Genomic DNA, 26,198 nt, shown 5'->3' on the forward strand with positions numbered 1-26,198 from the left:
CCGCCGGGGGGCCTGGGGTCCACCGGGCGGGCCGCTTCCGCCTGCGCGTACCCCGAAGCTGCCGCTGCACCTTGCGTGCCGGCTCCGTGGAGGTTCCCCGGGACCGGCCGTCCCCGGCCTCGGGGCATCGGGGGCTACGCCTTGAGCGCGGCGATCTCCCGCAACCGCGGGGCCGTCTCCCGCACGACCTGTGCCTTTGCGTGGGGTGCGAGTCGTCTGCGCGTGGTGGCGAAGTGGTCGTAACCGCGGGCCGGAGACACGTGCTCGTGCTCGCCGAAGAAGCGGGTCCACGACTCGCAGGCGGCATCGAGGTGCCCGTGCTCGAGCTGCCGCTGCGCCACCACGGCGCAGGCGTGCACGCGGCCCTGTGTGCGGGAGCCGTCCGAGGCCTGCGGTGACCTGCTACGTCAGCTGGGTGCGTGTCTTCGCCTGGTCGAGCAACCCGGCCAGGGCGGATTGGGCGTGGGCTTCCTCGCGGCCATGTTCTCAACTCCCGATAATTCGCACGATGTTCGCGGTGTTCGCTGCGCCCGTACCGCACCGACCGCCGCGTCGGTGCCCGGCACCTGTCGTACGCCCTCGACCACGTCTGGTCCACGCGAGCCGCGCACGAAGCTCTGGCAGCAGTCCTGGGCGCTGCAGCGTGGCAGCACAGCAAGAGGGGGCTTCAGACGCGTGAGCCTGTCAGACGCCCGCTCCCACCAACGTCGCCTAAGCCGGGCGACCTTCCGCCCTGACGTCAGCTCTGCTGGCGAGCGACCCTCGCTCCGGGCAACGCGAGCGACCGGCGGGCCATCCGCAGGTGTGGATCATTCATGCGCCAGCACTTAGTTAGCGCTATCGTCTTCTCCTCGCGCCGTTCTGAGGGGGTAGCGGTGGCATCTGCATACAGGTCCCATGTCTGTGAGACATGCGGATCCAAGATCAGCATTTATCTTGCCTCCGGCTATGTACCGGCTCACTTTCGCCCCGGTCGTGGCTTATGCCCCGACTCATCCGAGATGCTCTATGCGCCGGACAGAAAGGCAAGGCCAGGCATCCCCCGTCGCTTGACACCTGTTGAGCGGCCCGGCGACCAGGAAGTGGGTCATGCGAGGAAGCCGCGTCGCCTGCGAGCCCTCGTGGCCCCGCCGCCATGGTTCCCCGCGTGGGACGGCGACGTGCTCCCATCCATCGCCCTACCCGCGCGGGGCCGCATCGGGGTATGGGCGCCACAGAGGACGGAAGCAAGCCTCGAGGAGCTCATCAAGCAATGCCTCTCAAGCCGCGTGAGACCGGAATGGGATTCGAGTCAGAAGTGCTTGACGGTCGCTGCTGACCACTTCATCCGGCTTGCCAATGCGTTCCTTGACCGGTTCCCGCGTATCGCCGTGGGGCGGGAGTACCGCAGCGACGAGGAATGCAAACCGAATTGCCTTGCCGCTGAGGGGCACCGTTGCACATGCTCTTGCAAAGCCCGTAACCACGGGTATGGCAGGTGGATGGAAGGCTGGCGCATCACGGCTGATGTCAGTCGTGCCGTACAGAGCCGTGAGTGGAACTGGATCGTCGTCGAGAGGAACGAGCAACGCGGGGGTGCTGGACCCCACTTGTCAGGAGTCGGCCGAGGATAGGTCGGTGGACATTCTGCGTTCGACGCGTCCCGGTGATGTTTGACGGGGCGAGCCATGCGAAGAGCCAGCTCGTCACGGATGATTCGGTGTTTACTGGGCGATCTCAAGCCACCACTCGGCCACGCGGCTGTCCATCCAGTACAGCGTCTCCGCCTTGCCTGTGGTGCTGTCGGTGCCGCCCTGGATGTTCTCGATCGGCCAGCGCTTCTCGTTGAACAGCCTGGCAGAGATGCGGCTGAGGGCGGCGTGCTCGTTGCCCTGCTGGCGCTCAGGTAGCCCGGAGCGCTTCAGAATCTCCGTGAACGTGACCTTGTCGCCGGGGCGTTCGGCGGTGGCGGCGAAGAGCGCCTGAACCCCCGAGAGGTGGCTGACTCTGCTCCAGAGCAGCGCAACCTGCTCCTTCGTCCAAAGTCCCTGGCGGCCGAGATCGACGGTCTCCGTGCCTTCGATCTCCTCGAGCAGGCCGGTCAGTCTGCCCTTGAGGGAGTCGAGGTCGGCAAGGGCCGCGACCACTGCGGCACGCAACGTTGAGTTGTCCATTGCAAGCTCCATGTGGCTTCGTGGACGAATCCGTAAGCAGACGGTAGGGGTTCGTTTACGAATCCACAAGAGATTGGGGTTGGCTGCGACTGCCCCGGCGTAGATTCGCGAAGGGCGGCTTGCCGTGGAGAAGGATGAACTCGTCGATCAACTCGGCCTCGACGTGCGCCGGATTCAAGCCAGGTGTGGGACGCCAGGCGACCAGCAGCGATGAGGAGTCCTCGAGCTGCCAGATGTAGCGACCTCCCCAGTGACCGGACGAGCCGGTACCTGACCTGGCGTACTGCCGCAACCTGCCCCTCAGCCCGTGCTCGCGCTTCGCGCCGGCGCCGGCCTTGCCGATGTAGAGAAGGTGGGCGCCTGTGACCCACTCGAGGGCCAACTGCTCGGGCGGGACAGAGGGGTCGCGCTGCCTGCGACGTCCCGCAGGACTGGTCGTCAGGAAGCGTGGCGGGCCGAGAGACGGCCGCAGCACCACATAGACGCCTCCGTCCTTGGGGACATCAGCGCCGGGCAGCCTCTCGAACGGGACGAAGCCACGGAATCCCCGCGTTTCGAGGTCGCGCTGCATCCACCCTGTCCCATCGCTCATCGTTTGCGCCTCCTGTAGCCAGCCTTCGGCAGAGCAGGTCTCTGCTCTGGTCTGTCATGAACGGGGCGCGGCCGTTTCAGCTGTCCGGAACGACCGTTCCGGACGACGCCGTGTGACTCTCCTCGGCCTACATCCGAGCCGCATGCGTCGTGCCACGTAGCCTCCTACCAGCCGCCTTGTCGAGGCCGCCTCTGCTGGCAGCAGCACCGAGGCCGCGGCGCCTACCTCCGAGCTCTTGCAGCGGAATCGTCCTTTTCCTCTTGTGAGGTGCCCTCAGATAGCAGACTGGTCATGAACAGCTACGCGGCTACGAACTACTCAGGCGGGGTGTCCATGACGCAGTGGTTTGTTTCTCACTACCTGCACGGCGGAGACCCGCCGGCACCAGCTCACCACGATGACGTGGGACCGGACCCGGAGGAGCTTGAAGACCAATGGGACGAACCTGAACAGGAAGACGAACACGCTCGTCGGATACGCCTTGAGAGGGAACGGCGACGCAACGGGTTGTGAACCAGGTGCACCCTTCGATGAAGTAGCCGCTGCGGTCCTGCGCAGGAAGTAGGACCATTGTCCTGGCCGAGCGGATCGGCTCGGCCAGGACGGACAGTGAACATCAAGCATGTGGCCAGGTGAGTGTCAGCTGCCCGGCGCGCCGCCCGTGGACCACTCGTTGGCGAAGTGCTCCATCTGCTTGAGGACCAGGGCGATGGCCTCCGGGGCTTGGTCCGGCGGGTAGTTGCGGCGGGCCAGGAGGCGCTTGATGGCGCTGCGGAGGCGGGCGCGGACCGCCTCGCGGGCGATCCAGTCCGGCTTGAGTTTGCTGCGGACCTCCGCCACCAGCTCGCGGGCAATGCCGGCCAGGACCTCGTCGCCCATCACCGAGCGCGCCGTGCCGTGGTCGGCCACCGCGTCGTAGAAGGCGAGCTCGCGCCAGTCCAGCGGCGGCTCGAACTTCTCGCCGCGGCGGGCGTCGTCCATGACCTCCTTCGCCATCTCGACGAGCTTGGCGATGAGTTCCGCGCTCGTGTACTGCTGCCGCATGTACCGGACCATCAGGTCCTGCAGCCGCTCGGAGAACGTCGTGCGCCGGACGATGTTGTGCCGCGTCACCTCGCGCATCTTCCGCTCGATCAGCCGCCGCAGCGCCTCCGCCGCCAGGTGCGGAGTCTCGCTGTTCTGCAACTGTGCGACGAGCGCGTCGTTGAGGTGCGTCAGGTCGGCGGTCTCCAGGCCGGCCTCGGCGAACAGGTCCGTCACGCCGCCCGTCTCGACGACCGAGGACGTGAGCTGCGAGAGGTACAGCTCGACGTCGCGGGCGACGGGCAGACCGCGCGCCTCGCGGTCCATCGCGTCGTACTTCGCCATGTAGGCACGGACCTCGACGAAGAACTGGATGTCCCGCCGCCAGGAGGGATGGTCCGGGAAGCGTTCGCCGATGTTCGCGGCGCTGCCGGAGAGCGCGTAGAAGCGCTCCAGGCGGTGGGCATGCTCCCGGTAGCGCCGGCCGAGCGTCTGGCGGGGGTCGTCGAGCTTGTCCGGGTCGTTGCCCGCGGTGCGCGGGTCGCGCAGGTAGTTGGCGGCCTTGATCGCGGCGTCGATGAACGCCGTCTTGGACGGCATGTCCAGGCGAGCCCGCCAGTTGAAGCCGCGCAGGATGTCGGCGAGGACGTCGTACTCATTGCGCAGCTCGTCCAGCGCCCGGTCGAGGTCCTGGCCGAGGGTGCGGTCCTCCTGGTCGGCCTCGGTGTACTCGGCGATCGCCCGCTGGAGGTTCTCGGTCAGCGGCGCGTAGCCGACGAGGAGACCGTCCTCCTTGGCGCGGAAGCGGCGGTTGACGCGGGCCAGGGCCTGCATCAGGTTGGCGCCCTTCAGCGGCCGGTCCAGGTACATGGTGTGGATCGGCGGGGCGTCGAAGCCGGTCAGCAGCATGTTGTTGACGATGAGCAGCTCCAGCTCGTCGTCGGGGTCCTTCGCCCGGTTGATGACCGCCTTGCGGCGGCTGTCGCTCAGCGCGTGGGCGAGCAGGTGGTCCGGGTCCTTGCGCGAGTTCGACGAGAAGACGATCTTCATCGCGCCCTTGTCGATCTCGTCGCTGTGCCACTCGGGCCGCAGCTCGCGCAGGGCGTCGTAGACGCGGACGCAGATCTCGCGGGTCGCGCACACGACCATTGCCTTGCCGGCGGCGCCGCCCGCCTTGGAGACGCCGACGAACGGCTGCATGCGCTCGCGCCGCCCCTCCCAGTGCGTCACCAGGTCCGCGGCGAGGTCCCGTATGCGGGCGGGCGCGCCGTACATCGCGTTCATCGTCGCGACGGCCTGCTCGACGCGTCGGCGCTCGGTGTCGTCGAGGCCGTCGGTGATGCGGTCGGCCTCCTCGTCGATCTTCGTCGGGTCGACGTCCTTGTCCAGCACCAGCTGGATGACGCGGCTCTCGTGGTAGACCTTCACGGTCGCGCCGTCGTCGGCGGCGCGCTTGAGGTCGTAGACGTCGATGTAGTCGCCGAACACCTCTCGGGTGTTGCGGTCGGCCTCGGAGATCGGCGTGCCGGTGAAGGCGAGGAGCGTGGCGTGCGGGAGCGCGTCGCGCAGGTGGCGGGCGTAGCCGTCAAGGGAGTCGTAGTGGCTGCGGTGGGCCTCGTCGACGACGACCACGACGTTGCGCCGGTCGGAGAGCAGGGGGTGGTCGGCGCCGGACTCCTTCTCCTCCTTGGTACGGCCGAACTTCTGCAGCGTGGTGAAGAGGATGCCGCCGACCCGCTTGGCGGCGAGCTCCTCACGCAGCTCCGCCCGAGTGAGGACCTGCTTCGGCGCCTCCGGGAGGATCTCGCTCTCGAGGAACGTCGAGTACAGCTGGTCGTCGAGGTCCGTGCGGTCCGTGATGACGACAACCGTCGGGTTCAGCAGGGCGGGATCCTTCATCACCATGGTGGTGGTGAGGACCATCTCCTCGGACTTGCCCGAGCCCTGGGTGTGCCAGACGACGCCGGCCTTCCCGTCGCTCGCCGAGGCCTCACGGACGGCGTCCGCGGCGCGGCTCACCGCGTGGAACTGGTGGGGCTTGGCGATGCGCTTCATCCGCTTCGAGGGGACGAAGTTGATGAAGGACTTGATGAGGGAGAGGAAGCGCGGCTGGGTGAACAGACCGTGCACGGCCAGGTTCTGGCCCGAGTCCCATATCCCCTCGGCGTCGAGCGGGTCGACGCGGTTGCCGAACTCGTCCGTGTTCCACGGCGCGAAGTGCTCGTACGGGGTGAAGGGCGTGCCGTACTTCGCTGTGATGCCGTCGGAGAGTAAAACGACCGAGTTGTAGCGGAAGGCGGTCGGGAACTCTTGGACGTACCGGGCGACCTGCGAGTGCGCCGTCTGGAGCGTGGCGTCCTCGTCGCCGGCCCGCTTCAGCTCCAGGACGGCGAGCGGGAGGCCGTTGACGTAGAGGACGACATCGAAGCGGCGGTTCTTCTCGCCGTCGATGACGGTGACCTGGTTGACGGCGCGGTAGACGTTCGCGTCGGGGTCGTCCAGATCAACGAGGCGGATGGTGGGGTTGTGCTCGGCGCCGAAGGCGTCGGTGTACGTGACGGACCGGATGCCTGCGGTCAGGCACCCGTGGGCGGTGCGGTTCTCCTCGTACGTGTCCTGGGACGCCGGGGTCGCCGCAGCGGCGACGGCGTCACGGACTGCGGCCGGCGGGAGGCCGGGGTTGAGCCGCTCGACCGCCTCGCGGAGGTCCGGGTACAGGATCAGGTCGTCCCAGGACTTGCGGTGGCCGGAGCCGGGGGCGAACTCGTTGCCGGGGGTGAGCTCCCAGGCCAGCTCAGCCAGCTCGTCGAGGGCGAGGAGCTCCCAGTCGGACTCGTGGGGGCGGTGGTTCTGTCTGGCGTCGTCGGGGGGCGTCATGTGTTGTCCTCGACAATCTTCTCGGCGTCCTTGACACGGAGGCGGCCGGACATTAGCTGCGGGAGGAGGGTGTCGCGGAGGGCGGCGAGCGTTCGGGACTCATCTCGCCTGTGACGCACGGTTTCCCAAAGACGCGCAACCACTCCTTCGACTCGGTTCCGATCGTTCTCATGCGGGATGCGAAGGGGCAGCCGCTGAAGGTTTCGCATATTGAGCTTGGGTTGTACGGCTCCCGTGACAAGCGATGCGACATTGGTGAATTGCAGGGCAATCGCCAGCAACTCCGAGGAGATGCGAGTCCCGGTAAGGACATGAGCATGGTTATTTACCCAGAAGTCACCCCATACAAATTGCACAACAGGTCGCCCGTCACGGGTCACAACCGTCCCATCTTCGCCGACGAGTACGTGGGGACCACTGAATAGGAAGCCCTCGACGTGATCGATAATGCCAGCTGCCCCATAGTAGGGGTGAGGTCCTGGGATCGCCGATCGTTCTCGTGAGGACAGAGGGACCCTCTTCTTGTTGTGGAAGGCCGCTACCTCTGATAGTGGGACGTCGATTGCTCTTTGAGAGAGTGCCTCCTCCAGGTGGGAGATCATCAGCTTGTCGGCCACTGCCTCGATGCGCTCGTTGACAGCGATCTTGTCATCCAGCGCCCCGAGCATGGAGACGATTCGATCTTGCTCTTCCCGACTAGGGATGCATACGTGGAAGGCCTTAGCTTCGGGGTAATACACAGTCTGGTGCGTCGTCCCGTGCGCGAACCGCCGAACGGAATCCTGCTCCATGACCAAAATGTAGTGGAGGTAGCGGGGTGAAAGCTCTGGCCCGCAGACCCAGTTGATGAAGTCCTGGCTCGTCGCCATGGGGGCGCCCATAGTGACGACGTAGCCCACTGATGCTGTCCGGGACAAACAGACGGTGCCGGCAGGAAGCAAGCGGGCAGACGAATTATCCAATCCGGCCTGGGTGATGGTTTGCAGGGTGGATGTGATTGTCCGTCCGTGGTTTCCAGTCGCATCCTTGATACCGATCCATGGGACATTGCCGTCCCAATACTCAGGGTTTCGACGGCTTGGAGTGTGTCCGCTCTCCAGGCGAGCAATTTCGGACAGTGGACTCCATTTGAAGCCAGAAGGTGCTGGAATGCTGGGCTTACCGACACTCAGTGCCCACTTACCGGGAATGATCCCGGCTGTGGCGGCGCGGCCGCCGGTGGATGTGTTCGTTTTAGCCACGGATCGCTCCCAGCTGCTCCCGAACCGTTTTCTCCAGCGTCGCCGACGTCTCGAATAGCCCGTACAGCTCCTCCGTCAGCTTGGTGATCCTTGCCGCCACTGCCTCCGCGTCGTCGTCTTTCACCTCGACGGCACCCACATACCGTCCCGGTGTCAGCGCGTACCCGTGCTGACGCACGGTCTCCAGATCTGCTGAGAAGCAGAAACCCGGCTCGTCCTCGTATGTCAGCCCCTTCTCCCGTGCCGACGTTGTACCCCGCCATGCGTGGTACGTGCCAGCGATCTTCGCGAGGTCGGCTTCGGTCAGGATGCGCTCAGTCCGATCGAGCATCTCGCCCATTGCTCGGGCGTCGATGAACAGGATCTCACCGCGTCGGTCCTCCAGGCCCTTCGCGCCCTGCGGGGACTTGTCCTTGGCCAGGAACCACAGGCACGCCGGGATCTGCGTCGTCCGGAACAACTGCGAGGGCAGCGCCACCATGCACGCCACCAGGTCCGCCTCCACCATCGCTTGGCGAATGTCGCCCTCGCCGCTCGACTGAGAACTCATCGAGCCGTTCGCCAGGACGATGCCAGCCGTCCCTCGCTCGCCCAACTTGGACACCATGTGCTGGAGCCAGGCGTAGTTGGCGTTGTTCTTCGGCGGGACGCCGAACTTCCACCTCGCGTCGCCCTCGTCCCGCGCCCAGTCCTTGATATTGAAGGGCGGGTTGGCCATCACGAAGTCGGCCTTGAGGTCGGCGTGCTTGTCGTCGGCGAACGTGTCGCCCCAACGAGCCGCCAGGTTGCCGTCGATGCCGTGGATGGCCAGGTTCATCTTGGCCAGACGCCAGGTGCGCTCGTTGAGCTCCTGGCCGTACACCGCGATGTCGGCCTTGTGCCCGCGCCCCCGGTGCGCCTCGATGAACTTGCTGGCCTGGACGAACATGCCGCCCGAGCCGCATGCCGGGTCGTAGACCCGTCCCTCGTACGGCTCCAGAATCTCCACGATCAACTGGACGACCGACCGCGGCGTGTAGAATTCGCCGCCCCGCTTGCCCTCCGCGCGTGCGAAGTTGCCGAGGAAGTATTCGTACACCTCACCCAGTACGTCCTGCGCCGGCTTGCCCTCGCTGCCGCCGAAGCGGGCGTCGCTGATGAGGTCGACGAGCTCGGCCAGGCGCTTCTGGTCGACGTTGTCGCGGTTGAAGATCTTCGGCAGGACGCCCTTCAGCGAGGCGTTCTCCGCCATCACTGCGTCCATCGCCTCGTCGAGGAGCTTGCCGACGCCCTGGCTCTTCGCGTTCGCCGCGATCCACGACCAGCGGGCGGTCTCCGGCACCCAGAAGACGTGCGCGCCGGTGTATTCGTCGCGGTCCTCAAGGAAGTCGTCCATCCTTTCCTCGGTGATGCCGTCGTCGGCAAGCTCCGCGGCCAGCTCACCACGCCGCTCGTCGAAGGCGTCGGAGACGTACTTCAGGAAGATCAGGCCGAGGACGAATTCCTTGTACTGCGCGGCGTCGATGGAGCCGCGCAGCTTGTCTGCGGCCTTCCACAGGATCGCTTGAATCTCCTTGGCGGTCGAGGCGCTGAACAGCTCCGCCTGGTCGGTGGCCTTCTTCTTGCCGGGAGGCATGGGGTGAGCCGTCTCCTTCAGTCTTCGTAGTTCTCGGTCACGGGCAGGTTCTGGATGGTCAGGGTGCCGTCGGCGATGCCGGCGGCCGTGATGCGGACCAGGTCGTCGAGTGCGGCGGACTGCTCCCGCAGCAGCGTCGCCCGGCTCTCGATCTCGGCGAGCGCGGCGTCGTACCGTTCCGCCTCCGCCCGCCCCAGGTCCGGGATGTCGAGGTCCTCGATGCCGCGCGGCGCCCGTACAGCCCCGACGGTGCGCGCGTACTCGGTGGCCGCCGCCCGCAGCAGCGCCGCCAGCACCCGCGGGCGGACCGGCGGGTCGGCGTCGGGGTGGACGCGCAGTATGCGGGCCGGGGCCACGACCACCGACAGGCCGCCGGTGTCGACGTGAACGCCGAACCGCGGGCTCGCGGTGACGACGACGTCGCCGGGCTCCGTGAACTGGGCGTGCTCGTACGCCGTGAGGAGTAAACCGCGGTCGATCCGGCGGCTGCCGAGCCGCGCGGTGCCGAGGATCTCCTCCGGGCCGAGCACCGGGTAGTGGCCGTCGGCCGTGAGGTGTTCGGGCGCGAGGCGGTGGCCGGGACGGCGGCGCAGGCGGCGTGCATCGAGGAGCCGGCGGACCGTGGTGCGCCGCACCGGCTGGTCCTCGGGGCGAGTCACGGCCTGAATGTTCATCGCCGCGCGCAGATCGGTCTGGAGGCCGGCCTGCTTCTGGAGGTCCGTCAGGCGCTGCTCGAGGTCGCTGATGCGGGCCGGGCGTTCGAGGACGGAGCGGGCGTAGCGGGCCTCCGCGGGCCGTCGGCTCGGGGCGAAGGCGCTGCCGGGCCGGTCGTCGAGCTCCTTCACCGGGACGATCACGGCGTTGCGAGGCTGGTGCCGACGGTCGCCGCGCCAGCCGGACGAGCGCCAGATGGCGAAGTCCTCGGCGAGCGCGTCGAGTACCGGCTCGGTGAGCGGTCGTGAGGAGAGGTCGGCAAGCAGGACCCGACCGGTGAGCTCCTCCTGCGGGGTACGGGCCAGGACCCACAGGGCGGTGCGGTAGCCGGGCCGGTATGGGAACGCGCCCTCCGGCAGGCTGATCGCGGCCTTCAGCAGGCCCTCGTGGAGGAAGGAACGGCGCAGCCGGTCGGCCTCCCCGTGCCGGGGCAGCGGGCCTACGAGGACATCGGCCGGTCCCAGGACGACGGCCGTCGAGCCGGTACCGAGGTAGTCGGTGAGCGCCTGGACCTGTTCCAGGACGGCCGCCGGGCTGCGGCTCTCCGCAGCCTCGTACGGGAGGATGCCGACCAGCAGGTCCGGGTACCCCCACTCGTCGACGGAGGCCTCCAGGTTCTCGCCCTCCAGGACGTCGAGGTGGAACTCGTACACCCCCCGCACGAGTATCCGGCGTCGTACGAGCCGGACGCGGGCCGGGTCCGGGTCGGCGGCGAGGTACGTGTGGCCGGAGTCCTCGGCGGCTCGGTCGTGCAGAGCAGCGAGCAGGTCGCCGGTGCGGGCGTGCGGAGTCGCGACGATGGACCCCTCGGCGAGGGCGTCCACACCGGACAGGGCGGCCAGAGCCCGGACCAGAACCGGGGTGGGTTCGTCGGCGACCAGCTCATGGGAGCCCAGCCGGCGGCGGGCCTCGAGGACCCAGTCGAAGGCCTCGGCCGGGGTGTACGCGGCCTCGGTCAGCTCGTCCGCGAGGGCGGCGAGCGCGGGTCCCGCGCCGTCCGCGTCGGGTACGGCGCGCAGCTCGGCCAGCAGGAACTGGTCCTCGGCATCCAGGTCGGCGGCCCTGTCCAGGAGGGCGTTCCAGTCCTGGGCGGCGACGGGAGAGTCATACTGCTGGCGCAGGCAGATCAACGCCGTCAGCGCACCGACGAGGGCGGACGCCGGGAGAGCGGGTGTCCGCCAGGCGGCAAGTGTGTGCAGGGCGACCTCCGCGCGCAGGCGGCGCGGGTCGGTGTTTCCGCGGCCCGTCGTCGTCAGCCAGTCGACGACGGCGCGGGCGTCGAAGAGGGGGCGGCCGTCCTCGTGGGCGACAGGTGCCGGGAAGTCCGGGTGCCGGCGGCTCCAGGTGGTGGGGACGGGCCGCTTCACCTGGGCGAGGGAGGCGATTTCGGCGTATGTGATCCGCCAGGCCGATATCTCGGGCACGATGGGCGATGTTGCATCGCGCGCAGTAGTCACAGCCCCGTCCCCCTCTTGATCGACCCTTCTTGTCCTGCATGCGTCCGGGGCGGACCCTCCTGGGTTTCCGGCTTCGCAGCAGGTCGGCAGAACCTTACAGCGATGGTGGATGGCTGTAGCGAGTCGGGCTGATAACGGGGGTTATCACGGTTCTCTCTCCTGTGGAGGCTCCGGAGGGTGCAGGTTGGGCGGCGTCGATCGCCATCCGTCGCTGCACATGCTCCGTGAATCAGGAGGAACTCTCGTGGGCCGTCGCTCTCCGCTCGCACACGCACCCCGCCCGGACACCCGTGTGCGCCGCGGGGTGCAGATCAGCGACAAGGTCAAGGCCGTGTCCGGGCCGATCGTCGTGGCCACCGACGCATCCGTCGGCAGGGACCGCGTCGCCGCCGGCTACATCGCCACCACCGGTCACACCGGGCTGCGCGCCCACCTCTACCCGGTGCACATCGCACGCCCGCGTACCCGCACCGTGGTCACCGAACTGCGGGCCGCCTACTGGGGCCTGAAGCCGGTACTCGCCGCACACCCCGGCCGCTCCGTCGAGGTACGCGTCGACAGCCTCGAGGCACTCGGCTACCTGCACGCATGGCAGAACGGCAGCACGCGCGTGCCGGAGGGCTACGACACCCGCCTCCGGTCCCAGGGGCGTATGCCGACGCTCCTCAAGCTGCAGATGCTCGCCGAGTACACCCCGGACCTCACCTTCGTCCACGAGAAGGCCCACGTCGGGAACCCACTGAACGAGGCGGCGGACTCCCTGGCGAAGCTCGGCCTGCGTGCCGTGCACGGCAAGGTCCCCGTGAGCGAGATCCCGCGGCTCGTTCCGCTGTGGGCGGTCGGCGCCCTCGACGACTACCGGCGCAGCCGGCGATGAGAGAGGTTCCGGCGCCGGCCGGGGTCGACGCGCCTTCATTCATGGCGGCCTGTCCGCCAACCCTTGAGAGAGGAATCCCTCGCCATGTCCGAGCACGAGCAGCCATCCCCGGCCGCCTCCGACGATCCGGCCCCTGAAGCCGAAGTGGCAACCGAAACGGGGCCGACCGAGCTGATACCCGCTACGCCGGACCACGTGCTCACCGTCGAGCCCGCGTCCCGGCCGGGGTCCCGCTGGGCGCAGCTGTCGCGCAGCACGATCCTGCTTCTCGGCGTGGGTATCGGTGGCGCGGCGGTCGGGGCCGGCTGGCTGACCACCTCGCTGCTCGGGAGCGGAACGGACGAGGCCGCCGACGTTGCGGCAGCTCCCATCGTCATCGCAGAGGAGGAGACGGCCGGGCCGGAGCCGTTCATGACGGACGGCTCGATCACGCTTCCCTCGGTCGGTGCGGGGCTCGACAACGGAGCCCTGTGCTCCGGCACAGGGGGCTACGCCGACATCGACCTCGGCACTCAGGTCAACGTCACCGATGCGACCGGGACCCTGGTCGCCCACGGCTCTCTCGGCCCGGGTGAGAAGACCGCAGCCGGGTGCCAGTTCTCGTTCTCGATTTTCGACATCACCCCGGGGGCGAAGTTCTACACGGTCGAGGTGTCCCATCGCGGCGGCCTCACGCAGACCGAGGCCGAACTGCGCGCCGGCGGCCTCGCCTTCACTCTCGGCGACTGAAAGGCCGTTCCGCTGTGCGGCCACGTCCACCCGGCGCACCGGACGGGCCGCAGGACGCTGACGCTCAGGAACTCTTCGCCCGGCGAAAGCCGGCAGCGTCCCGCTGGATGCCCAGGTTGCGATTGTGCAATCATCAACCGTTCCGGCGAGTCACACACTTCATCCACTGCGCCTTCACGGATCAGGCACATTTCCCTGGCGCACTCGCACACAAGGCAGCCCATGACCGACGCACCCTCCCCGCAGCCCGACCCCGAGGCTGCCACTGAGCCGGAGCCCGAACCGGAGCCCGAGCGGGGGCCCGCGCCTGCGGAGCCCGCCGCAGAGCCCGCTGTTCCGCCCATGCCGACGGCCGCCCCCGCCGTGGGAAACCCGGACCGGGCGCGCACCCTCCGCCATGTCCTCGGCGGGGCCGCCGCCGGAGCCGCGCTCGTCGGCGCCATCTGGGCCATCACCGCCAACGTCCCCGCCGGTGCCGACGCGTTCACGCTCGAGGGCACGTTCACCCTCACCGACGGCGTCGGCTCGGTCGGCGACAACTGCCGAGGTACCGGCGGATACGACGACATCGGCAGCGGCACCTCCGTCACCGTGTACGACGCGGCAGGCACCACCATCGCCACCGGCTCCCTCGGCTCCTCCGAGTACGAGATGGTCGCCGAAGGCGGGATCCTCGAGACGTGCACGTTCCAGGTGTCCGTCCCGGACGTGCCGAAGGGCAGCCGGTTCTACTCGGTGGAGATCTCCCACCGGGGCCGTATCCAACTGACCGCCGACGAGGCGCAGAACGCCGGCTTCTCCGGTTCCCTGGGCTGAACCCCGCAGCCCCTCCCTCTCCCTTCCGCTCTGCCGTTCAGGAGTCCCCTATGTCCCAGCCCTACCCCGGCCCCCACCAGCAGCCTCCGCAGCCCGGCTACGGATACCCGCAGCAGCAACCGGCCGCACCTGCGTTCGCCCAGCACCCGCAGTGGACGCAGCCGACGCAGCCCGGCCCCTACGGACAGGGCCCCGCCCCGTACCAGCCCCCGCCGCCCCCGAAGAAGGGCATGCCAGCCTGGGCCATCGTCCTCATCACCCTCGGCAGCATCTTCGTCTTCATCATTTTCATCGGGGCCCTCGCGAGCGGCGGCGACTCGAGCAGCGAGACGAAGAAGCCCACCACCGTGGAGGCGCCGAAGAAGGAGCCGGTGAAGAAGGACGACGGCAAGGCGGACGCCAAGCCCGCCGACAAGCCGGCAGAGAAGCCCGCCGAGCCGGCGCCGGTGCAGATCACCGCCAAGAAGACCGCGTTCAAGCCGAGCATCCTCCACGACGGCGGCGACTTCACCAGCGTCCAGGTCACCATCACCAACAACAGCGACGAGAGGATCGACGTCAACCCGCTGTACTTCTCCATCACCGCGACCGACGGTTCCAAGCACAACGCCGAGCTCGGTGAGGACGAGAACCAGATGGACACCATGGAGCTTGCCCCGGGCGAGAAGACCACCGGCGTCATCACCGGCAAGGGCGCCTTCACCCCGAAGTACGTCACCTACACCGACGGCCTGTTCGGCGAGGGCGTCCGCGGCAACGTGTCCTGAACGGCCGGTACCCGGACTGCCCCCATGCCTCACGCCATGGAGGCGGCCGATGAACCTGAGACCCAGTCGGAACGTCACGATTCAAGGAGTTCAAGACATGGCAACAGATGCTTTCGACGAACCGGATCCGGAAGCAGCCGAACCTGGGCAGAAAATCCTCCAACTCCTGGACAAGGCGCTCAACGTCCAGAGCCCACTGGTGCGCAAGAACATAGCCCGGGCCCGCCAGCGAAACCCGGAGGCGACACCGGCAGAGGTGATCCGCAGTCTGGAGCGGATGTACGTCAGCGCGTTGACCGGGACGGGCGCTGCAGTCGGAGGAACAGCAGCCGCGCCCGGCGTCGGCACGGGAGTCGCACTGGCACTGTCGGCAGGCGAGGCTCTCTCGTCTCTTGAGCTGAGCACCCTCTTCGCTCTCTCGATCGCCGAGGTCCACGGAGTCCCCATCGATGAGATCGAGCGCCGCCGGACGATCGTGATGGGAATCATGCTCGGCGGGAGCGGCTCCGCCACCATAGGCAAGGTCGCCGAGCGCACGGGGCAGCACTGGGGACGCCAGGTCGTCGCCAAGGTGCCTGTTGAGACGTTGCGTCAGATCAACAAGATCCTTGGGAAGAACTTCGTTACGAAGTACGGGACCAAGCAGGGAATCATCGTTCTCGGCCGAGTGGCACCGTTCGGAATCGGCGCCGCGATTGGTGGTGGCGCCAACGCCCTCATCGCCACTATGGCTGTGAGAGCCGGTCGTCGCGCATTCGGCCCGCCCCCGACGTCGTGGTCATCGCCGGCGGACAGCACACCGCCCACGTCCGAGAAATCGGAGGGCTGACCATCCAAGTCTGTCGTCTCGCATGAGGTGGCGGTTGCCGTGGGCTGCTCACTCCGGGCCTCAGGGCGAGTCAACACGGAACGTCCCTCTGAGATAGCCGACGGGGTGGCCGAGACCGGCAGGACACAGCAACCGAGACATCAGCGCAAGCAAGGAGGTACTCGTGGACGGCGGAAGGCCCCACCGCACGTGTTTGAAGTGCCGCAACTCGATCGAGGTCGACCAGGACGGCCGCGTAGTCGCCCATGACAGGCCGGTAAGTCGTTTCCCCTGCTTTGCCTCCGGCCAGCTGGCCGCACTCGTGTCGGTCGAGTGGGGGCCCGGACCTCGACATAGCCGGCAGATTGTAGGCGGAGGCAAGGGACGCGGGCGTGAACGACGAAAGAAGCCAGAGTTCCTCAAGCCCCCTGAGTGGTTACCGAATTATCAGGGTGAGCACCTTCCGACAATCGGCTTGCCCGCCAATGGGTGGCTCAGTGTCTGGTTCCCGGCTCACACGATGTGGGAGCACGAGCGGAAACTCTCCGGCTGGGTCGGAAGCGATCGATCGCTCCGGTGGGACGGCCACGAGAGGTGTTGGACGGTTGCTAGCGCTCACTTCCCCCGCATAAGCAGTGAGCTGCTCCGTAGGTACCCGAGCGTCCTCATCGGCCGTGAGTACAACCCGCGTGAAAGGTGCAACTCGTCCTGCCAGAACGCCCAGGGCTTTCTGTGCACCTGCTCCTGCCTTGCCAAGTACCACGGCCGGGGTAAATGGCGAAGCGGGTGGAGGACCCTCGGCGAGTTCAGTGGTCGGCGCGCGGGGAGGCCGTGGCACTGGATGGCCGTTGCCGTAGCTGGCTGATCGCTTTGGCACCCGCTCGCGTAGTCAGTGCGCAGGGCCGCGCCCCGTGCCCCCTCGTTCCGACGAGCTCGTTCAACGCCTGCGCGGCCATCTGGACGGAGCGGGGCGCAACTTGATCATCGGACAGCGACCGCGTGCACGTCCGTCGGCGCGAGGACCGCCAAGTGGGTGTGATGCCCCAGGGCTGAAGAAGATCACCGCGGTGCCGTGCCGGGGTGCTGCCAGGGCCATTCATGGGCGGCGAAGAGCGGAGGCAGTTCACTGTCGGCCGCGATGCGGCGGAGCATCACCGCGTAAACCGGGGAGTCGGGAAACGGCTGCCGCTCACCGACCTTCCGGTATTGCCAGGATTCGTATAGCGCCTGCACGCGAGGGTGGGCCGTGTCCACCAGGAGAACCGACAGCGCTTCATCCCGGCTGCTGAGCAGCACCGTATGCAGTTGGTCGGCAACCCCGCACTTGCGCCACTTCGGCCGCACCATCAGTTCCGACAGGGAGAACGTGGACGGGTCCGCAGGCTCCTGATCAACGTAGTCGCGCCACCACTCGCGCCCTGGGGCGGAGGGAGCGCCGTAGGTAAAGCCCGCTGGTTCACTGCCGTCCCAGGCGATGACGCAGGCAAAGCCGCCGTTGCCGCCCCAGTGGTCCACAAACCATGGGAATCGCTGGTGGAACGGGTCGTCCATCTGATCCGCGTAGGCGTCGGCATGGACGTCGATGAGCGTCTGTCGGATCTCGTCCAAGTCCGCGTGGGAGTAATGGCGCAGGTCGAGGGTCATCAGCGGCTCCACTGGTCGCGGTATCGGTCACCCCACTCTCGCGCCACCGCAGCATCCGGCGCGAGAGTGAGAAGGTCGCGGTAGAAATCACCGATCAGCGACCTCATCCGGCCAGGCAGCGGAGCGCCGACCATCATGTCGAACACCTTGGCCGCTGTGTCGCACGCTTGCTCCGAGTCGTCCTGGTGCAACTGCGCGAGCGCGAGTCGTGCGGTGGCCAGCGCCCTGTTGCGGCGGAACCGGTCCGGCAGGACGGCCAGGGCGCGGTGCGAAGCGGCTTCCGCCTCTGCTGCATCCCCGAGCCTGTGCCGCACGATCGCAGACAGCGCATACAGCTCGGCGGGACCGTAGAACGCGATCCACGGCGGTCGGGGCGTCTCAGGGTCCACCTTGCCCATCAGGTCCTCGGCGAATCCGAGGGAGCGCAACGCGGCCTGCCGATCACCGCGGTTGGCATGTCCGACGGCTGTCCGGCCGTGGGCGAGGGAGGCGAACAGCCGGTCTCGGCGAGTAATTCCTGTGGCTTGTGCGGCGTACCCCGCATCGACGGCCTGGCCGTACTCCTTGCGCTGGTGGGCGAGCATGGCCAGTGAGTTCCACACGCGCATCTCCGTGGCGCTGTCGTCCGCCATCCTCGCCAGGTACAGCGCTTGCTTGAGTTGGGTGTCCGCGCGGTCGAGCCGGCGCGCGTCGATGCTCGACCATGCCGCAGTCGCGGTGAAGTCGGATGCGAGGCTCAGCAGGCGCTGCCGGATCCGCTGGGAGCTCGCCCGATCCTGCTTGCTCAGGCAGTCGGCAGCTCCGGCGAGGGCCGCCCCCTCGAGCTCGGCATGTCCGCCGCGCTTGTCGTCCAAGCCGGTCAGGCTCTCCAGACTGGCGCGAAGCCCGGCAACCTCCACGGTCCCGACCCGGCCGGTGATGCCGGTCGTGAAGGGAAGCGCAACCCCAGCCACCGTCGTGGAAGCGAGGAAAGTACGGCGGAGCAAGGGGCCCTCCGGGGGGATGAAACCGAGTGCGACGGCTGGAGTCCCGAATACTGCCTCCAACGCGTCTCGCTGTCGCTTCTGAGGCCACTCGGATTTTCCGGCCAGCCAGTAGCGCACGGTGCGGTCGCTGATCGTCCCACGGTGGCCGGCGGCTGTCAGCGACGCGTTCAGTGCCTCCACTAACTCGGCCTGTGTATACCCCGCTTGAGTCATGGCAGCACGGAGCCGGAGATTCTCGGTCACACACTCACGGTAGCCGTCGTGTCTCGCTTCGGTCACCCCCGTCGAGAGCCGCCGAGCCAGAATTTCCGGTTGCTTGCGACTACGTCAGCGGTCCATTTTCCTGCCTTGTCCAAAGCGAGGGGAGTTGTATGGGCGACGGCCCTCGGGGGCCGGTGCTTCCGACGTTCTGACATCAGGGGTGAGTTGTGCATTCGAGAACCGCGACACCTGAGGCAGCGCTCGCTCCCGCTGTGGCGTCAATATGTTCAGCTGCCACACCCACAATCGAAACTGTCATCGAGGGCGAGTGGTCACGGCACTTCTACCTCCTGGCGGAGGTCGCCGGGCTGACCCGCATCCACACCCGCACCCGCCTGACCATGCTGCGGTGGGCAGGCAACGTCGAGGCGGCCACCACAGTGGCGGCGATCCTGGTTCAGAACTCCGTCGACCATGCCAACCCCGGCCGGTTCTGCGACCGCAGCAGCACGGGACTGCGCCTCGCGATCACGGAGGCCGGTGGCCTTCTGATCGACGTCTCCGACCCGCTCCCCGCCTTCCCCGGCTTCGCGGCGGCCGCCGCCGGAGCCCGCGGCCGCGGACCGTGGCACGCCACCCGGCTCGGGGCCCGGTTCTCGTGGTTTCTCACGGCAGACGGCGACCGCAACACCGTCCGGGCCCACATGCTTCCCGGGCAGGTGCCAGCGTGAGCACCGCCCGTCCCGTCCCGCGCTACTTGGATACGGGCACCGAACGAGTCCTCTCCAGCCTTCGTCAGTCCCTCGTCGAAAACTCCGTGTACGAAGACCTCGAGGACGTCCCCGGCGCCTTCGAGAACATCGACGCCTCCGGGACCGTCGTCCTCACCGGCCGGCTGCAGCGCGCGCTCGGTGACCCTGCCCGTCATCCGGCACTTCCACGGCCATCGGCCGGAGTGCGCCCGCGCGTTACAGCTACGGCCCGCGGACATGGGCCTGGACGGCGCCTCGGTGCACCTGCGACGCCTGGCCCTCGTCACGCTGGACGTTCTCGACCTCTCGGCCCCGAACGCCCCCGAACCGACCGTGCCGTGCGCCCCTTCCGCCCGGCCCTCGTGAAGGGAGCCGCAGCGTGAAAGAGACAGCGACCCGACTCGTGCCGTACATCACCGCCCGCGAGGGAGAGGACGGCGAACTCCTGGCCGCGCTCCGCGCATCGTTCGCCGGCGACGGCCGCGTGCGCCTCGGCTACTGGGACGAAACCCCGGACGACCGGGGCCCGCGCGGCGAACTGTGGGGCCGCTGCTCCCAGAACATCGGCCGCGACCGCCTCCCGCAGGGCCGCCCGCAGTGGCGCATGGTCCACCCCGCACGGCAGCGCGAGACGATGATGAAGCTCCTGTGCCAGGTGTGCGTCCGCCCCACCCGAGTCCGCGGCGCCCACCTGTTCCTCGACACCGGCCCCCGGCTCGAACCGGGCAAGCGGTTCCTGACCGCGCACCCGCCGCTCTGCCTCGAGCACGCCGCCGCAGCGGTCGAACAGTGCCCGAACCTGCGCAAGAACCACACCGCCCTGCTCGTGCACCGTGCGCCCCTGTACGGCGTCATCGGCACCCCGTACCAGTGGAGCGCGAGCGGCCTCCAGGCCCTCCCGGGCGACGACCAGCCGCTCCCGTACACCTCGCCCCTGCTGCCCTGGTTCCTCGCCTCCCAGCTCGTACGGGAGATCCGCGAACACACCGTCGTCGACCTCCGCGACCTGGTCGACGGCCCGTGAACCCCCGGCTCCGGCATCCAGAACGGCACGCGATCCCGGCAGGACGTCGCACCGTGCCGGAGCCGGGTCGCACCACCGCCAGAGCAATTCCCCTCACCACCAAGGAGAAGGACATGACCACCACGATTCCGTTCGCCGCACGCTCGGCCGCACCGCCCTGTCTGGTCACTACGTCGATCGACGGCGTGTTCTGGGACGCGGACCGCCAGATCAACGTGACCGCTGACGGCACGCCGTGGCACACCATGCCGCAGGCCGCGTCGACCACGGACACCAACATGGACGGCAAGGGTGACGACGTCTCCGACCCGTACTACGCCTCGGCCTCATGAGCACCGCCGCCCGCCCCGTGCTCGTCGTCGCTGAACAGCTCGACGCGGCGGCCGACATGGTCGTCGATCAGCTGAACCGGCTTGACGTCCCCGTCATGCGGTTCGACGTCGCCGAGTTCCCCCAGCAGCTCACCCTGACCGGCATGCACCTGCCAACCGAACCGGGCTGGAGCGGGGTCATCGACGACGGGCGCCGGACGTTGCGGCTCGAGGGGGTGCGGGCCGTCTACTGGCGGCGGCCCGCACGCCCGCTCATCGCCGGCACCGTCCCTCAGCCTTACGACCTGTGGGCCCAGAACCAGGCCGATGCTGCGATGCTCAACGTTCTCGCCGCGCTCCCCGGCGTGCCGTGGATCAACAACCCACACGCCGATCGGGTCGCGTCCCACAAGCCGCAGCAGCTCGTTGCCGCCACCCGCTGCGGCCTGCGCGTGCCGTACAGCCTCATCACCAACAGCCCCGACGCCGCCCGGGCCTTCGCCGAAGAAGTGGGCGGCCCTCTGATCTGCAAACCGATTCTCGGCGGTCGCCTGGAGGTTGGCGAGGACCGACAGCTCATGGTGGCAACCCACCGCGTCGACGCCGCCAACTTCGACGACAGCATCAGCGTCACCGCGCACTACTTCCAGGAGAACATCCCCAAAGCCTACGAGGTCCGCCTCATCGCCGTCGGCGGCGAGGTCTTCGGCGGCAAGCTGACGACCACCAGCGAAGCGGCCGGCACCGACTGGCGCACCGACTACGAGCACATCGAGTACGACATTGTCGACGTACCCGAACACGTCGCCACAGGGGTACGCCGCTTCCTCGCCCACTACGGCATCGTGTTCGGCGCCTTCGACTTCGCCGTCACCTCCGAAGGAGAGTGGGTGTTCTTCGAGAACAATCCGGCCGGGACCTGGGGATGGGTCGAGAACCGCACTGGCCTGCCGATCGCCGCAGCGCACGCCGACTACCTCGCAGGAGCTAACTCATGAACTGGCCCGACACGGGCGCATCCGCCGCCGCACGACAGAAGTTCGCCGCCGCGCTGAGCGAGCAGCCCAGCCAGTGGAGCGACGCATTCGCCTCCGTGCCCCGGCACGTCTTCGCACCACGCTTCTACCGCCAGGACGCCCACGGAGAGTGGCAGCCGGTCGCATGGGGCGAGGACGGGTACCTGGAGGCCGTGTACTGCGACGAGGCGCTGACGACACAGCTCGACGAGCACGGCGTACCCACCAGCTCCTCCAGCCAGCCGTCCCTGATGCTCACCATGCTCGCGGCCCTCGACGTCGACGACGGGCAGCGCGTCTACGAACTGGGCACCGGCACCGGATACAACGCAGCCCTGCTCTCCCACCGGCTCGGGGACAACAAAGTGACCAGCGTCGACATCGACCCGCACCTCGTCGAAGCCGCTGTCCGGCGCCTGCAGCAGGCCGGGTACCAGCCGACGGTCACCGCCGGAGACGGAGCCCGCGGATACCCGCGCAACGCCCCGTACCACCGGATCATCGCCACCGCGGGCCTGCACATGATCCCGCCGCCGCTGCTCGACCAGGCAGCCGACGGTGCGGTCATCGTCGCCCCGCTCGGATACGGCATCGTCCGCGCCATCGTCACCGGCCGGGGCCACGCCGTCGGCCACTTTCTCCACGCACCGGCGTACTTCATGGCTCGCCGCGTCCTGGGCAGGTCTCCACAGTTCGACGCCGCCCGCGAGCAGGCACCGACCTGCAGCACCGTGCCGGCCGAGGACGTACTTGGCCGGCTCAACTTCCCGCTGTCGATCGCTCTGCCCGGTTTTGCGTCCTGCTCCTGGAGGGACGATGCAGGCAACCTCGAGGTGGTCGGCCTGTGGACACCCGACGGCTCGACCGCCGTCGCCCGCACCACAGGCATCGTCCAGCAGACCGGACCCCAGCGGCTCTGGGACACGGTGGAGGAGGTGGCCAAGACGATCACCGGCGAACCCGACCGCTCCGATTTCCTCCTCACCGTCAGCCCGGCCGGGCAAGCCGTGAGCTACGGCCCGGACGGCCCTTCCTGGGCACTCCCCGCAACGCTGTAGGAATGCCGCGACACGGCGGCGAGTCGACCATCAGGCCGGCTCGCCGCCGTCGCGCGGACACTCATCGACAGCGGGCCGTACCGTGACGCACGGCCGGTGGTCGATCTCCACGACCACATCCACCAGGTCATCTCCCGGCCCGCGATCGTCAGCACACTCACGGAGCCCCGATGGCCACCCAGCCCACGAACGCCCCTTCCGTGACCGACCGGCGCCTGCTCCATAGCCGGCCGCCCCGCCCGCGCTTCCCATGGCGCACGGGCGTCACATGGTCTCTGACTCTTCACGGGCCGGGACGCCCGATCAGGCAAGGAGGACGCGACGGCCTGCGGACCATCGCGACCCCGGCGTTCATCGATCAGGAAGATCCGCGATCTTGCTGACGAGAACGCCGATCGATTTTGCTGTTCGCTTCAGCTCGGAAGTCAGAGCTGTGGAATTGTCCAGTACAACCACGGGCTGGAACCGGGCGTGCGGTGGGATGGACCGGACAGACCTTCCCACGTACAGGACGGCCTCATCCAGCTGGTTCTGCTCCTCATCCACCGGCGGACGGGGGCTTGCCACCCACGCCCCATAGGCCGTTCGTCCACCGACCCAACCGAGGTCGAATTGCGGACCGCGGCGTGCTGCGGAGCGAACTTCGAGTGATGCCCTTTCGCTGATCCGCTCAACCAGACGAGACAACAGCTTGTCGTGTCGAGGCGTCCCGCGCCCCAAGACATCAGTTTCGAACCTGCTGATCCCGCGCGTCCGCAGTCGCAACCTGTCGAACGGTCCGCCGAGATACCCGTCCCCGACCTCAGGCAGGACCGTCACTTGATCACCTTGCATCTTGAGATCCCGGCAACGTGCGGGAGCTCCGAACAGAAGGTCGGAATAGCCGGCTGCGTCGACCACATGAACATGCCGACCCTCCCTGCGTGACTGCATCACTGCCAGGAGCTTCCTGCTCAGGCCGCGGTCCACGTCCTTGACGTTTCCTGCCAACTCTCCATGGACGACGAGAGTGACCTTTCTGGAGAAGCTGTTCTGGCAGGTGGCTCCTAATGTTTCAGAGCGGGAGACGCAGTCCTTTCGAACCACCCACTCACCATCCACCAGTGTCTTGCCGGTGAACATGAGCGTCTGTCCTCGTAGTTCGCGTATCCATCCATTACACATCACTTTTGCCAGCCTCCCACGGGACCGCACAGTCGTTGTCGCGCATAGCACCTTTCGGTGCCGTGCTGTCGCGCGAGGGCCTACCCCATTGGCCGGCTCCGGCATGCGCCTCACCTTGGCCAGAACGAGGCAGTACCCCTTCAGGCAAAGCTACTCAGCTTTGGCAGACAGTTCTGACTGATCGCGATAACCCGGGTTATCAGGCTTCTCGAACTCCTCTGCTTCTCGGCCTTCCTAACGTTCTGTCATGCAGCGAACGGCACCGCAGACACCAGCCGGCCCGCCGTTCGCCCACCCATCCCTCACGCACCACGACCGGCGCCCGGGAGGCACCTGATGACGGAACAGTCCGAGCAGTACGAGCACCACTGCACCGACCTCGCCCAGCCGGTCGCAGGCGATCAGCCCGCGACCGTTGCCGACCTCGTGGGGCAGCGCCTCGAGGAATCGCCGCTCAGCGAAGACGTGAAGGCGCTCCTGCGGGAAGCGCTGGGAGAGGGCGAGACCCCTGAGGCATCTCCCGCAGGCCGGATCTACCTCGATTCCGTCGCCGTCACGGGGTTCCGCGGCATCGGCCCCCGGACCTGGCTCGGCCTCAGCCCCCGGCCCGGGGTGAATCTCGTCGTCGGCCGCAACGGTTCGGGCAAGTCCAGCGTCGCCGAGGGCATCGAGACGGCCTTCACCGGCGTCAACATGAGGTGGCACGGGCTGCACGCCTCGCGCAGCGGCAACTGGCGCAACCTCCACCACGGGGGTGACAAGCCGGAGATCGAGGTCAAGCTCGCCATCGAGGGCGACGCCGGCCGCAGTACGCTCACCCGCACCTGGGACGGATCGGACTTCGACGACTCGCGTGGGGAGCTCAAGCGCCCTGGACACGGCCGCATCCCCATCGAGCAGGTGGGCTGGCAGCAGGCCATGGAGGACTACCGGCCCTTCCTGTCGTACGTCGATCTCGACCGCATGATCAGCGGCAAGCCGGCCCAGATGTACGACGCCATCGCCTCGATCCTCGGCCTCAAGCAGATCAGCGCGGCCGACAGCAGGCTCCACGCGGAGGAGAAGACCCTCGACGACGCGGCCAAGGCGGCGAAGGCGGACGTGCCCGAGCTCATGGCCGCCCTGTACGAGCTGGAGGACGACGACCGGGCCGTGCAGGCTCTCGTGGCCATCGACACGCAGGACAGCCCGGACTTCGACACGCTGGGCGCGCTCGTGGCAGGACTGCCCGACGACACGGACGAGGGCCTTCTCGCTGAGCTGCGCCTTGCCGCCGCTGCCCAGGGCCCCGACATGGAACGGGTCGACGCAGCCGCCGCCCGGCTGGCCGACGCGCTCGCCGCCGAGGAAGACGTACGCGGAACCAGCGCCGACGACGCTCACCTGCGCGCCGACCTCCTCACCAAGGCCCTCGCCCACAGCGAGCGGCACCCCGACGCGGAGACCTGCCCGGTCTGCGGGACGGACGGTGCCCTGGGCGTGGAATGGGCCGCGAGCGCCGCCGCGCAGATCGCCGTCCTCCGCCAGGAGGCACAGAGTGCCGATGACGCGCGCATCGAACTGCAGTTGGCGGCTCGGGCCCTGCAGGACCTTGCGCACCGGCCTCAGCGTGTCCCGGCCGCCCTTGCCGGGCCGTGGGACGCCTGGATCGCCTGCCGGCGGATCAGCGACCCGCGGGAGCTGGCTCACCGCGCCCGTCAGGCTGCCACTTCGCTGGCCGACGCCTGCGCCATGGTCAGGGAGAACTCCGCAAGGGAGCTCGAGAAGCGGGACGAGCGCTGGCGCCTGCTGGTCGTACGCCTGGCCGCATGGGCGGAACGAGCCCGGACCGTCGAGGAGAACGGCCCGCGGCTGAGGGACGTTCGCAAGGCCCGTGCCTGGATCAAGAAGGTCTCCACCGAGCTGCGTGAGCAGCGGATGGAGGGTTTCACCGACCAGTCGCAGCAGATCTGGGAGAAGCTGCGCCAGGAGAGCGACATCGACCTCAACGGAGTGAGCCTGCGGGGCAGTGAGAAGGCCTCTGTCCGCTCCCTCGTCATGAACGTGTCCGTGGACGGCAAGGACGCCCCCGCCCTCGGCGTCATGAGCCAGGGTGAGCTGCATTCGCTCGCACTGTCCCTGTTCCTTCCTCGGGCCGTCACCGCCGACAGCCCTTTCGGTTTCATCGTCATCGATGACCCCGTGCAGTCCATGGACCCCGCCAAGGTCCACGGTCTCGCCCAGGTCCTCCACGAGCTCGGCAAGCACCGGCAGGTCGTCGTGTTCACCCACGACACCCGACTCCAGAGGGCGTTCACCAGTCAGGAACTGCCGGTGACGGTGTTCCAGGTGGAGCGCGCGAAGGAGTCGAAGGTGAGGATCGAGCGCCTGACC

22 protein-coding genes are annotated in these 26,198 nt (G+C 68.0%); 12 read left to right on the forward strand and 10 right to left on the reverse strand.

All coding sequences use genetic code 11. The features are described 5' to 3' along the window. Window positions 1-134: 134 nt before the first annotated feature. From ACWGH4_RS08825 to ACWGH4_RS08855, 7 genes are all read right to left on the reverse strand, one after another. Window positions 135-359: a hypothetical protein gene (locus ACWGH4_RS08825; RefSeq protein WP_453457545.1), complete on the reverse strand. Its 225-nt coding sequence runs from the start codon at window positions 357-359 to the stop codon at window positions 135-137. A gap of 1,344 nt (window positions 360-1,703) precedes the next feature. Continuing rightward, window positions 1,704-2,153, reverse strand: coding sequence for a hypothetical protein (locus tag ACWGH4_RS08830; protein ID WP_453457548.1), 450 nt, complete (start codon window positions 2,151-2,153; stop codon window positions 1,704-1,706). A gap of 55 nt (window positions 2,154-2,208) precedes the next feature. Further along, the gene (locus ACWGH4_RS08835; RefSeq protein ID WP_453457551.1) at window positions 2,209-2,745 is read right to left on the reverse strand and encodes a hypothetical protein; all 537 of its coding nucleotides are present in this window, start codon (window positions 2,743-2,745) and stop codon (window positions 2,209-2,211) included. A gap of 639 nt (window positions 2,746-3,384) precedes the next feature. Beyond that, the gene (locus tag ACWGH4_RS08840) at window positions 3,385-6,645 is read right to left on the reverse strand and encodes a type I restriction endonuclease subunit R (protein WP_453457554.1); all 3,261 of its coding nucleotides are present in this window, start codon (window positions 6,643-6,645) and stop codon (window positions 3,385-3,387) included. Next, window positions 6,642-7,886, reverse strand: a complete 1,245-nt coding sequence (locus tag ACWGH4_RS08845; protein ID WP_453457557.1) for a restriction endonuclease subunit S — start codon at window positions 7,884-7,886, stop codon at window positions 6,642-6,644. The genes ACWGH4_RS08840 and ACWGH4_RS08845 overlap by 4 nt, the downstream gene beginning before the upstream one ends. Next, a complete protein-coding gene (locus tag ACWGH4_RS08850) occupies window positions 7,879-9,501 on the reverse strand; it encodes a class I SAM-dependent DNA methyltransferase (RefSeq protein ID WP_453457560.1) in 1,623 nt (540 codons plus the stop codon). The genes ACWGH4_RS08845 and ACWGH4_RS08850 overlap by 8 nt, the downstream gene beginning before the upstream one ends. 17 nt (window positions 9,502-9,518) lie before the next feature. After that, complete coding sequence (locus ACWGH4_RS08855; RefSeq protein ID WP_453457563.1) at window positions 9,519-11,639, reverse strand: hypothetical protein; 2,121 nt, start codon at window positions 11,637-11,639, stop codon at window positions 9,519-9,521. Window positions 11,640-11,916: 277 nt separating this feature from the next. On the opposite strand from ACWGH4_RS08855, the gene ACWGH4_RS08860 reads away from it, so the two are divergent. The 5 genes from ACWGH4_RS08860 (at window position 11,917) to ACWGH4_RS08880 (ending at window position 15,690) form a co-directional block, all read left to right on the forward strand. Next, window positions 11,917-12,549, forward strand: coding sequence for an RNase H family protein (locus tag ACWGH4_RS08860; protein WP_453457566.1), 633 nt, complete (start codon window positions 11,917-11,919; stop codon window positions 12,547-12,549). Window positions 12,550-12,633: 84 nt separating this feature from the next. Next, window positions 12,634-13,278: a hypothetical protein gene (locus tag ACWGH4_RS08865; protein ID WP_453457569.1), complete on the forward strand. Its 645-nt coding sequence runs from the start codon at window positions 12,634-12,636 to the stop codon at window positions 13,276-13,278. 222 nt (window positions 13,279-13,500) lie between these two features. Beyond that, window positions 13,501-14,094: a hypothetical protein gene (locus tag ACWGH4_RS08870; protein ID WP_453457571.1), complete on the forward strand. Its 594-nt coding sequence runs from the start codon at window positions 13,501-13,503 to the stop codon at window positions 14,092-14,094. Window positions 14,095-14,144: 50 nt separating this feature from the next. Beyond that, window positions 14,145-14,861, forward strand: coding sequence for a DUF4352 domain-containing protein (locus ACWGH4_RS08875; RefSeq protein ID WP_453457574.1), 717 nt, complete (start codon window positions 14,145-14,147; stop codon window positions 14,859-14,861). 97 nt (window positions 14,862-14,958) lie between these two features. Then, window positions 14,959-15,690 carry a hypothetical protein gene (locus ACWGH4_RS08880; protein WP_453457577.1) on the forward strand — a complete coding sequence of 244 codons (732 nt, stop codon included), beginning with the start codon at window positions 14,959-14,961 and terminating at the stop codon, window positions 15,688-15,690. 1,038 nt (window positions 15,691-16,728) lie between these two features. On the opposite strand, the gene ACWGH4_RS08885 is transcribed toward ACWGH4_RS08880, so the two are convergent. Further along, the gene (locus ACWGH4_RS08885) at window positions 16,729-17,313 is read right to left on the reverse strand and encodes a GNAT family N-acetyltransferase (protein ID WP_453457580.1); all 585 of its coding nucleotides are present in this window, start codon (window positions 17,311-17,313) and stop codon (window positions 16,729-16,731) included. Beyond that, the gene (locus tag ACWGH4_RS08890; RefSeq protein WP_453457582.1) at window positions 17,313-18,542 is read right to left on the reverse strand and encodes an XRE family transcriptional regulator; all 1,230 of its coding nucleotides are present in this window, start codon (window positions 18,540-18,542) and stop codon (window positions 17,313-17,315) included. The genes ACWGH4_RS08885 and ACWGH4_RS08890 overlap by 1 nt, the downstream gene beginning before the upstream one ends. 230 nt (window positions 18,543-18,772) lie before the next feature. Here ACWGH4_RS08890 and ACWGH4_RS08895 point away from each other — a divergent pair, with 230 nt between their 5' ends. The 6 genes from ACWGH4_RS08895 (at window position 18,773) to ACWGH4_RS08920 (ending at window position 22,661) form a co-directional block, all read left to right on the forward strand. Then, complete coding sequence (locus ACWGH4_RS08895; protein WP_453457585.1) at window positions 18,773-19,231, forward strand: ATP-binding protein; 459 nt, start codon at window positions 18,773-18,775, stop codon at window positions 19,229-19,231. A 180-nt stretch (window positions 19,232-19,411) separates the two neighbouring features. Continuing rightward, complete coding sequence (locus ACWGH4_RS08900; RefSeq protein ID WP_453457588.1) at window positions 19,412-19,618, forward strand: hypothetical protein; 207 nt, start codon at window positions 19,412-19,414, stop codon at window positions 19,616-19,618. A gap of 13 nt (window positions 19,619-19,631) precedes the next feature. Continuing rightward, window positions 19,632-20,276: a hypothetical protein gene (locus tag ACWGH4_RS08905; protein WP_453457590.1), complete on the forward strand. Its 645-nt coding sequence runs from the start codon at window positions 19,632-19,634 to the stop codon at window positions 20,274-20,276. A gap of 113 nt (window positions 20,277-20,389) precedes the next feature. Next, window positions 20,390-20,608, forward strand: coding sequence for a hypothetical protein (locus ACWGH4_RS08910; RefSeq protein WP_453457593.1), 219 nt, complete (start codon window positions 20,390-20,392; stop codon window positions 20,606-20,608). Then, window positions 20,605-21,585 carry an ATP-grasp ribosomal peptide maturase gene (gene tgmB, locus ACWGH4_RS08915; RefSeq protein WP_453457596.1) on the forward strand — a complete coding sequence of 327 codons (981 nt, stop codon included), beginning with the start codon at window positions 20,605-20,607 and terminating at the stop codon, window positions 21,583-21,585. Before ACWGH4_RS08910 ends, tgmB begins: the two co-directional genes overlap by 4 nt. Beyond that, a complete protein-coding gene (locus ACWGH4_RS08920) occupies window positions 21,582-22,661 on the forward strand; it encodes a methyltransferase domain-containing protein (RefSeq protein ID WP_453457599.1) in 1,080 nt (359 codons plus the stop codon). Before tgmB ends, ACWGH4_RS08920 begins: the two co-directional genes overlap by 4 nt. 351 nt (window positions 22,662-23,012) lie before the next feature. Here ACWGH4_RS08920 and ACWGH4_RS08925 read toward each other — a convergent pair whose 3' ends face one another. Beyond that, the gene (locus ACWGH4_RS08925; protein ID WP_453457602.1) at window positions 23,013-23,783 is read right to left on the reverse strand and encodes a hypothetical protein; all 771 of its coding nucleotides are present in this window, start codon (window positions 23,781-23,783) and stop codon (window positions 23,013-23,015) included. Window positions 23,784-24,161: 378 nt separating this feature from the next. Between ACWGH4_RS08925 and ACWGH4_RS08930 the strand changes: the two genes are divergently transcribed. After that, window positions 24,162-26,198 (forward strand): AAA family ATPase (locus tag ACWGH4_RS08930; protein ID WP_453457605.1); only part of this gene is annotated, 2,037 nt, incomplete at its 3' end.

Source organism: Streptomyces sp. NPDC054847 (genome assembly GCF_053610925.1).